The sequence below is a fragment of the uncultured Planktosalinus sp. genome, assembly GCF_963973675.1.
In the GTDB taxonomy this organism is placed as follows: domain Bacteria; phylum Bacteroidota; class Bacteroidia; order Flavobacteriales; family Flavobacteriaceae; genus Planktosalinus.
The window spans coordinates 19,000-28,784 of sequence record NZ_CAXBAN010000001.1 but is presented as its reverse complement, the minus strand read 5'-3'; the positions used below and the strand labels follow the sequence as shown (position 1 = coordinate 28,784).

8 protein-coding genes are annotated in these 9,785 nt (G+C 37.5%); 4 read left to right on the top strand and 4 right to left on the bottom strand.

Annotated features, from left to right (window positions below; all coding sequences use genetic code 11):
* On the bottom strand, positions 1-591 hold a 591-nt coding region (locus tag AACY61_RS00145), incomplete at its 3' end, for a ZIP family metal transporter (RefSeq protein WP_339608971.1).
* A gap of 3 nt (positions 592-594) precedes the next feature.
* Positions 595-1,251, bottom strand: a complete 657-nt coding sequence (locus tag AACY61_RS00140; RefSeq protein WP_339608969.1) for a metal-dependent transcriptional regulator — start codon at positions 1,249-1,251, stop codon at positions 595-597.
* 107 nt (positions 1,252-1,358) lie between these two features.
* Here AACY61_RS00140 and AACY61_RS00135 point away from each other — a divergent pair, with 107 nt between their 5' ends.
* The gene (locus tag AACY61_RS00135) at positions 1,359-3,611 is read left to right on the top strand and encodes a TonB-dependent receptor (RefSeq protein ID WP_339608967.1); all 2,253 of its coding nucleotides are present in this window, start codon (positions 1,359-1,361) and stop codon (positions 3,609-3,611) included.
* Between the two features lies 1 nt (position 3,612).
* Here the strand turns inward: AACY61_RS00135 and AACY61_RS00130 are convergent, their stop codons facing one another.
* A complete protein-coding gene (locus AACY61_RS00130; RefSeq protein ID WP_339608965.1) occupies positions 3,613-4,335 on the bottom strand; it encodes a TerB family tellurite resistance protein in 723 nt (240 codons plus the stop codon).
* 178 nt (positions 4,336-4,513) lie between these two features.
* On the opposite strand from AACY61_RS00130, the gene AACY61_RS00125 reads away from it, so the two are divergent.
* The 3 genes from AACY61_RS00125 (at position 4,514) to AACY61_RS00115 (ending at position 6,403) form a co-directional block, all read left to right on the top strand.
* The gene (locus AACY61_RS00125) at positions 4,514-4,924 is read left to right on the top strand and encodes a BrxA/BrxB family bacilliredoxin (RefSeq protein WP_339608963.1); all 411 of its coding nucleotides are present in this window, start codon (positions 4,514-4,516) and stop codon (positions 4,922-4,924) included.
* Positions 4,925-4,990: 66 nt separating this feature from the next.
* A complete protein-coding gene (locus tag AACY61_RS00120; RefSeq protein WP_339608962.1) occupies positions 4,991-5,740 on the top strand; it encodes a lysophospholipid acyltransferase family protein in 750 nt (249 codons plus the stop codon).
* A 3-nt stretch (positions 5,741-5,743) separates the two neighbouring features.
* Positions 5,744-6,403 (top strand): HD domain-containing protein, encoded by a 660-nt coding sequence (locus tag AACY61_RS00115; protein ID WP_339608960.1) that lies wholly within the window; start codon positions 5,744-5,746, stop codon positions 6,401-6,403.
* On the opposite strand, the gene AACY61_RS00110 is transcribed toward AACY61_RS00115, so the two are convergent.
* Entirely contained in the window at positions 6,404-9,748 is a 3,345-nt protein-coding gene (locus tag AACY61_RS00110) for a VCBS repeat-containing protein (protein ID WP_339608958.1), read from the bottom strand. It lies immediately after the preceding gene.
* Positions 9,749-9,785: the final 37 nt, after the last annotated feature.

Here is a 9,785-nt window from a genome sequence, read left to right as displayed (position 1 = left end):
ACCATACATAAAACTCTTTTTTCGGCTCATACCGGCACGTCGTAAGGGCATCGCCACTGCGACTCCTTCAGGCAGGTTCTGTAAACCTATCCCCATAGCCAGTGCCACAGCACCACCAATGGTTGCCCCATCCATACCCATAGCAACACCGCCAAATAAAACACCTACAGCAAGCCCTTCAGGAATATTGTGCATTGTAATGGCTAAGGTGAGTAATGTGGTTTTATGCCAGGGTGTTTTAATACCTTCTTTTTCGCTCATTTGAAAATTGATATGTAAATGAGGTAAAATCTTATCCAGGCCAAATAAAAACACGGCTCCCAAGAAAAATCCTACTGCTGCCGGTATTACTTTTATGAAACCTTCGCCGGGGCTCATCTCTATGCCCGGCGCTAGAAGACTCCAAAAACTTGCCGCCACCATCACTCCACCGGTAAAACCTAACATGCCATCTAATGCAGCCCGGCTCATCGTTTTAAACAAAAAAACAACCGAGGCGCCTAAAGCAGTCAAGCCCCAGGTAAATAAAGTTGCATAAAGCGCTGCCAGGATAGGATCCAGTTGTTCAAAATAAGCAATTACATCATTCATAAATTAATTGGATTTTAAATATAAGTTTGAAGCAATGATATGTGATATGGTAAATAATTCTTTTCCGACCTGTATGTGCAGTGAATTGTCAAATTCTTCCTGATCAATCACTTTTATTTTTTTTCCGAGTGCGATTCCGTTTTTATCAAGAAATTTCAAAAAAGAAGAGGAGGTGTCTTTAACTCCCACACAAACTCCTGATTCCCCAATACTCAAGTCACTGAGCAGCACTTTATCTCTTTCAGGAAAGGTGCCGTCATTGGAAGGAATGGGGTCGCCATGGGGATCAAACTTTGGAAAATCAAGGTGCCTGTCCAGCTTTTCTATTAGCACATCAGACTCTATATGCTCGAGCTGTTCTGCAATTTCATGAACCTCATCCCAGCTAAAATCGAGTTTTTCTACCAAAAAAACTTCCCATAAACGATGCTTCCTGATGATTTTGGCGGCGGTTTTCTTTCCTTCATTTGTAAGTGTAACACCCTGATATTTCACATAATTTACCAGTTTTTTCTCTGCCAGTTTTTTAAGCATATCCGTCACAGAAGAGGCTTTGGTGTGCATTTGCTCTGCAATGGCATTCGTTGAAACGCCTTCTTTCGAAAACCTTTCCAAATGAAAAATAGCTTTTAAATAATTTTCTTCTGAATCGCTAAACATACCAACGTATTTACTTCTGCAAAAATACAAATTTAATTTAAATAAAATACATTTTTAGTCTTATCTAAATATATTTTATACCTTTGTCAAATAATTATTGTTTTAATATGGAAAAATGGTTGCTTATACTCTTGTTTGCTAGTCAGTTTGTAGTAGCTCAGGAATCTTATAGCATCACCGGAACGGTGCGTGCAAGTGATGAACCTTTGTCTTTTGTAAATGTTTATTTTGAAGGCGCCTCAAAAGGTACCACTACTGATATCAATGGAAATTATATTCTACAAGGAATAAAGCCCGGTTCTTATGTGCTTGTTGCTTCCTACACAGGATTCATCTCGGAACGCAAACAAATCACGGTTCGCAATCAAAATACGAACATTGATTTTGTCCTGAATGAAAATGAATTGTTGGATGAAATCGTAGTTTCGGGCACACTTAAACCGGTTAATAGACTGGAGAGTCCGGTTCCTGTTGAGGTATATCGCCCTTCATTTTTTAGAAAAAACCCCACCCCCAATATATTTGAAGCCTTGCAAAACATCAATGGTGTGCGTCCGCAACTCAATTGCAATGTCTGTAACACCGGCGACATTCACATCAACGGGCTTGAAGGCCCTTACACATTGGTAATGATAGACGGTATGCCTATTGTAAGTGGTTTATCAACTGTTTACGGCCTCTCAGGCATCCCCAATTCTCTGATTGAACAAGTGGAAATTGTGAAAGGACCGGCCTCTTCTCTTTACGGAAGTGAAGCCGTGGGCGGACTGATTAATGTCATTACCATGCTGCCGGAACACGCCCCGAAATTTTCGGTTGACCTCAACACTACAAGCTGGGGAGAGATAAACACTGACATTTCCTACCGTGCAAAAGTGAGTGAAAAAGCAACCATGCTTTTAGGTTTGAATTATTTTAATTACAGCAATCCCAAGGATAAAAACAATGATAATTTTACAGACGTCACCCTGCAGGACCGTATTTCTATATTTCAGAAATGGGATTTTAGTCGCAGGGATAACAGAAAATTTTCACTGGCAGGGCGTTATTTCTATGAAGACCGCTGGGGTGGAGAGATGCAATGGAACCCCTTCTTTCGCGGAGGCGATGAAGTATATGGTGAAAGTATTTATACCTCCCGATGGGAACTGTTAGGGAACTATCAGCTTCCTTTAAAGGAAAAAATGTTTTTTCAATTTTCGCTCACAGACCATGACCAGAATTCGGTTTACGGAGATGTAAAATACCTGGCACAACAACGCATTGGTTTTGGGCAACTTCTTTGGGATAAAAAAATAAAACAACACGACTTGCTATTTGGTGCAGCACTGCGTTATAATTTTTACAATGACAACACCCCTGCTACACCACAGCCTGATGAAGTTGCCATTCCTTCACTGTTTGTTCAGGATGAAATTAATTTTTCAGAACAACACAAATTGCTTTTGGGCGGCAGGTATGATTATGACTCACGTCACGGCAGTATTTTCACACCCAGACTAGCCTATCGTTACAAGTCTGAAAAGGATGACATCCTCAGACTTAATGCCGGAACAGGCTTTAGGGTGGTGAATATTTTTACAGAAGAACATGCCGCACTTACCGGCGCACGGGACGTTATCATTTCAGAAAATCTGAAACCCGAACGTTCTTTGAATATCAATTTCAACTACCTGAAAAAAATCTATCAAAAAACAGGAAAAATAATCACACTTGATGCTTCTGCCTGGTACACACATTTCACCAATGTTATTTTGCCAGATTATGACACCAATCCCAATCAAATTATTTACAACAACCTTGACGGAAGCGCATCCTCCAAAGGCCTTAGCTTTAGTCTTGATGCTGTTTTGGGTAATGGCTTTAAAGCGATGCTAGGTACCACTATTCAAGATGTTACCTCCAAAGAACAGGGTGAACGAAAGCAGCAAATACTTACCGAGCGCTTTATGGGTACCTGGGCGCTCTCTTACAAATTTTACAACTATAATTTCTGGATTGACTATACCGGAAATATCTATGGGCCGATGCGCTTACCACTTCTTGGAGAGCGCGATCCGCGACCAGAATACAGTCCCACCTGGAGCATACAAAATATACAATTCACTTATGGCGGCTTTGACAATTTTGAAATTTACGGAGGAATCAAAAACTTGCTCAATTGGACACCGGATAAACATACGCCATTTTTAATAGCCCGTGCAGATGACCCATTTGATGAAAATGTGGTATTTGACTCAAACGGAAATGCTGTTGTAACTCCAGACAACCCCTATGCGTTGACTTTTGACCCGTCCTATATGTATGCACCCAATCAAGGAATTCGCGGATTCCTGGGTGTAAGGTTTACACTAAAATAATTTAAAATCCGCGCTCTTTTTGGATTTGTTCATAAGCTTCCTGCACTTTTCTAAATTTATCCTCAGCACCCTTGCGGTAAGCCTCATCCATGTGCTGAAGTTTATCAGGATGGTATTTTTTGGCCATTTTCCTATACGCAGCTTTGATTTCGGGAACGGTGGCTGTTTTTTCTATTTCTAATATTTTATAAGCGCTATCGGGATTTTTAAAAAACATAGCCTTGATACTTTCAAAATCACGAAATCCAACTGCAAGTAATCCTGAAATCTCTTTGATTTTATGAACTTCAAGTTCTGAAACGTGCCCATCTGCCTGAGCAATATTAAATAAAAAGTGAATGATTTGAAGACGTGATTCATAGCGGGTGCGCATTCTTAAATAATCACATACATTTTTTGCAGAAACCTCTCTTTTCTTAACCACTTCATTAAAGGTTTTGAAAGTAGCATTGGCTCGTTCCTTACCATATGCCTGCACAAAATAAGTCTGTACAAATTGCATTTCCTGTTGACTCACTTTTCCATCGGCTTTAATCACAAGGGAAGCCAGCGAGAGCAAATTTAATTCAAAGTCTGCCGGTGTAACTCTGTTGCTTTGTGATGAAGTATACACTCTGGAGTTTTTTCCCAGGTATTCAAGAATACTTCCAATTATATAACCAATAATCGCACCTAGAAAACGAAAAAAAATAAAGCCTAAAAGAGCACCAAGCCAACGTATCAATTTACTAAAATTTAATTTTTAAAGAAGAGCAAAGATACGTATTCGAATTGAGAGCTTTCCCAAGAATTTTATTGAATTTAATTTAACGAAACCTTTAGAATATGAAATCATCATTAATGAGTATAAAATACATTTTTTATTACCTTTGTACTTTAGAATAATTTTAAATAAGATACTTATGTACCCACCGGAATTAGTCAGACCCATGCGTGAAGACCTTGTTACTGCAGGTTTTTCAGAATTACATACAACAGCTCAAGTAGATGACGCCCTCAAAAAGGAAGGCACTACACTGGTTGTAGTAAACTCAGTTTGCGGGTGCGCTGCTGCGAATGCACGTCCCGGAGCTAAAATGTCACTTAAAAACGACAAAAAACCCAATCAATTAGTTACCGTTTTTGCAGGAGTAGATCGTGAAGCAACTGATGCAGCCAGGGCACAAATGGTTCCATTTCCTCCCAGCTCACCTTCAATGGCGCTTTTTAAAGATGGCGAATTGGTTCATATGCTGGAACGTCATCATATAGAAGGACGCCCTGCAGAATTAATTGCAGAAAATTTAATGGATGCCTACAATCAATATTGCTAAAGGTTTTCAAAAAAATTATGTGCAAAAACCGTCACCAATTGGGGCGGTTTTTCTATTTTTGATGGGATGAAGTTTTTGATATTAAAAATATTCAGCTACATTTTTTCAATTGTTTTTTATCTCATCTTTGGGGTGTTGTTGCTTTTGTTTGAAGTAATTCAACGTATTTGCCTCAATATAATCGGGTATAATGCTCATAAAAACAGTGTCGCACTTTTTAACTGGTTGTTATTAAGAAGTCTTCATATAGTTGGAACAAGCTATACTATAAATCTGCCCAAAAGTCTTCCGGTTGGAAAACCGGTAATCATTGTTTCTAATCATCAAAGTATGTGGGACATACCGCCCTTGATTTGGTTTTTGAGAAGGTTACACCCCAAGTTTATATCCAAAAAAGAGCTTGGCAAAGGAATTCCAACAATTTCATATAATTTAAAGCATGGTGGCTCCGTTTTGATTGACCGTAAAAATCCGGATCAAGCTGTTGAAGAAATTAAGAAAATAGCTCGTTATATTTCTGAACACAACAGAAGTGTTGTGATTTTTCCCGAAGGAACACGCAGCAGAACTGGTATAAACAAAGCTTTTAAACAAAAGGGGTTGAAAATACTATTTAAATATGCTCCGCAGGCCTATGTACTTCCTGTTTCCATCAGTGGGTCATGGAGGCTTCAGAAATATGGTGTTTTTCCAATTCCTTTAGGCACACATCTTAAGTTTCAAATTCAAGAGCCTATAAAAGTCTCTGATTTTAATCATGATGTATTGATTGACATCTTGGAGAAGCAAATTACCAACAATGTTAATTTAAAGTAACCCTTGCATTCAGACGAAAAACAAATAATAGAAAACACAAAGAGTTTTGTCAAAAAGACCTTAAAAAATGCTGAAGCAGGTCACGACTGGTTTCACATTGAACGGGTTTATAAGAATAGTTTGTTGATTGCCTCAACTGAGAAATGCACACTTTTTGTTGTTTCACTTGCTGCCCTGCTTCATGATATTGCAGACAGTAAGTTCCACAATGGAGATGAAACAATGGGTCCAAAAATTTCCAAAGAATTTCTCACAGCTCAAAAGGTAAATCCTGAAACAATTGATCATGTTGTTAAGATTATTGAAAACCTTTCTTACAAAGGTGGACAAACAGTCAAAACTCACACTTCAAAAGAGCTTGATATTGTTCAGGATGCTGATCGGCTTGATGCTATGGGTGCGATAGGTATTAGCAGAGCTTTTCACTATGGTGGATATAAAAACAGGCTACTTTATGACCCTCAAATAAAACCAAATTTGTCGATGAGTAAAGAGGAGTATAAAAACTCAACAGCTCCGACTATCAATCACTTTTATGAAAAATTACTTTTGTTAAAAGGATTGATGAATACAGAAACAGGAAAAAAACTTGCTGAACAAAGACACGATTATATGGTTCATTTTCTAAATCAATTTTTTGATGAGTGGGGTGGAAAGTTGTGATTACTTCAACTTCATTAAGCTGCTTAAATCATTGTTTCTGACAATCCAGTAATATTGTTCACCCCCTATGCTTATTGGTGCAATGTGTTGAACATTTCCAGGAATAATAAATCCGCTTTCAGCAGGTGGAATTACTTTAAAATTTAAATTGCCATCACCCAACAAGAGTGCCCCGATTGATGCATCATAGCGGCCAAACTCAGCATCAGTACCATAAAAATTGCCCCCTACAATTAAATCTTTGTTGCCATCTTTATCAGCATCTAGGACTTGTGCAGACTTCAGGACTGAAATTTGTGTATAGTCTGGAAGTGATTTTGCAGTAAACCCGGTTCCTTTTTTATTAACAAAGAGTGTGTGTTTAAGATTGTTTGCTTTAAATATTGTTGCTCCCTGAAGTTCTTGAGGTGTAAATACTTCATTGATGGAGGCTTTGGCATAAGGCTCATATCTTGTAAAGCGTTTTCTCAAGAAGATCATTTGTGATAACAGACGATCACGGTTTAAGAGCGGGTAACTTACACCTCCATCATAATGGCATAAAACCGCATCAAGGCTTCCATTATTATCAAAATCTTTGAAATAAATTGAAACCGGTTCATTGTCTGAAGCTTTTAGCTGAGAATTGAGTCCTAAGTTTCCTGCAATGATTTCAGGATAATTATCTCCATCAAGATCTTCAATTAGCAATGAGTACCACCACCCTTTTTGATTGTTTAAACCAAAAGTGGTGGTTTTATTTTTAAAGATGCCATTTTCAATTTCAAAAACACTAATAGGCATCCACTCTCCTGCCAAAATAAGTTCTTTAACACCATCATTGTTTAAATCTTTAAAAGCAGCATCTGTGATTAACCCTATGTTTTTTAATTCCTCAGACCATTGGTCTGTAGCATCGCTAAAGGTTCCATTATTATTTTTTAAAAGATAGCTTTGGGGTACTTCGGGGTATCTTCCGGGTGTTAGTCTACTTCCTACAAATAAATCCAATTGCCCATCACCATCTATGTCGTGCGCTTTTACAACACTTCCGCTTTCGTAAAATTCAGGGAGTGAGTTTGCTGAACTTTTAAAGTTTCCGGCTCCATCATTTATATATAATCTATCTTGATATAAGGGGTTGTTTTCCAAGTGTTCATTTCCACCGCTAACAACATACAGGTCAAGATGTCCATTCCCGTTTGCATCAAAAAACAACGCACTTACATCTTCATATTGACTGTGATTTTCAATTTCTGAATTTCTCTTTTGGATAAACTTTCCATTAGAGGTTTGTAAAAAAACTTTTGCCTCAAAGTCTTTAGCTCCTCCTAAAAACATGTCTTCCAGTCCATCTCCATTAATATCCCCAACAGCAATAGCGGGGCCTTCTTCACTGTACTTGTGATGCAATAGTACTTCTCTTTTAAAATCAATATAGTTGTTTTCTGTGTGAATTACTTCTTTTGGCAACTTTAAGGATGCATCTTCAAAGTAGACCAACTCATTTTCAGGGATTTTATATTTTTCAGAAGCATTTTTTGAAATTACCAGCAATTGATCTAAAGAGGGGTTTTCAATTGACTGCATTGTTTGATCAGGCCAAATAATATCTAGTTTTGAAATTGATTGTCCTTCCTTAATTCCAAAGTGCAAACGATGCTGAGATGAAGACAAAAAGCCTCTTGTAGGGTTATATTGTTCTGTGATTACAGTTCCATCAGAAAGGTGTGCTTGTGCTTTAGTGCCTAGTAAAACCTCTTCTGGGTTGTGTTCTAATAAAACGGTAAGGTAAGAGTTGTTGGTTTGAGTGGCTCCGTTGTTCTTCATTATAAAAGCCTGCTCATTGATATTGCTGACAACTAAATCTAAAAACCCATCGTTATTCAAATCTGCATAAGCTGAACCGTTTGAAAAGGAAGGTGTTCCACTATTCCATATATTTGAGTAGTTGTCAAAACTATTATTTCCTTGGTTTTTAAACATAAATGCCGGAACTGGAACACTAGGTATCTCTTCAATCCATTCTGTCAAAGTAATTTCTTTTGTATTTAATTGCTTTTGGAGGCGGTCCATTTTAAATTTAGAATAATCATTGTCGGTAATGTCTCTCACATACCCATTTGTTATATGTATATCTTTTAAACCATCATTATCAAAATCTGCTAAGAGCACGCCCCAGCTCCATTCTGTTAATGCAACATCATTCATATAGGCTATGTTTGAAAAATTACCTGTACAGGAATTTAATTGCAGTGCATTGGATGCAAATTGCACCTTAAGGTCATAGTTCAACATTTTCTCAAATTTGTCGTAATTTTGAGATTGCGACATCATTTTTCTCCTGTAATTATCCTTGGGCAGCATATCGAGTGTTAACAGGTCAAAACAGCCATTGTTGTTGATATCTGCATAATCTGAACCCATTGAGGAGAAGGAAGTTTGCCTGAAATAATCGTCTAAATGGTCTTTAAAAGTATCATTTCCCTGATTGATTAAAAGTTGATCAGGTTTTATATAATCATTTGCAACATAGATATCAGGCCGTGCATCATTGTTAAAATCTCCAATCACTGCACTTAAACCAAAAGCATAATTTAATATTCCTGCTTTTTCAGAAATATCAGAAAATGTTCCATCAGTGTTTTTATAGAGCCGATCAGATACATAGTCATATGTTGGTGGTGACGCCAGTGCTAACTCACCCTCCTTGTTTTGAGTAATTTTTATAGCGTTTGCCTCACGCATATCGTTAGGGTGATTTACCAGATACATATCCAGGTTATTATCGCCATCCATATCAAAGAAATAGGCTTGAATTGAATAGCTTGGATCATCCAGGCCGTATTCTGCAGCTCGCTCTGTAAATGTTAAATCGCCATTATTTATGTAAAGCACATTTCTCCTTAACTCAGGGTCTCCCAGAGCAGATTTACACACATAGATATCCAAAAAACCATCATTGTTGATATCAACCATGGTAACTCCGGTTTTAAAACCTCTTCCTCCATGTGCACCAGAGGATTCAGTAATGTCTTGAAATTTAAAATCGCCTAAATTTAGGTACAGTTTATTTGGAGTCATATTTCCAGTAAAATAAATATCCTGCAATCCATCGTTGTTAATATCTCCAATTGCTACACCACCACCATTGTAGAGGTATTCATATAGTAAGAAATTAAACCGTTCAGTTTCTGTAATAACATTATCAAAATTAATTCCGGTTTTGCTGCTATCGAGGTATTCAAATAGTGCTGCAGATTTCTCTTTCCGATTCACTTGTTCTTCAGGATGTTTATTGTCTGAACAACTAATCAGAACTATTAAAAGAAATAATAAATTGAGATAAGTTAAAAGGGTTTTCATCACTAGGTTTTATTACTTGTTTTCGAAATAATATTTT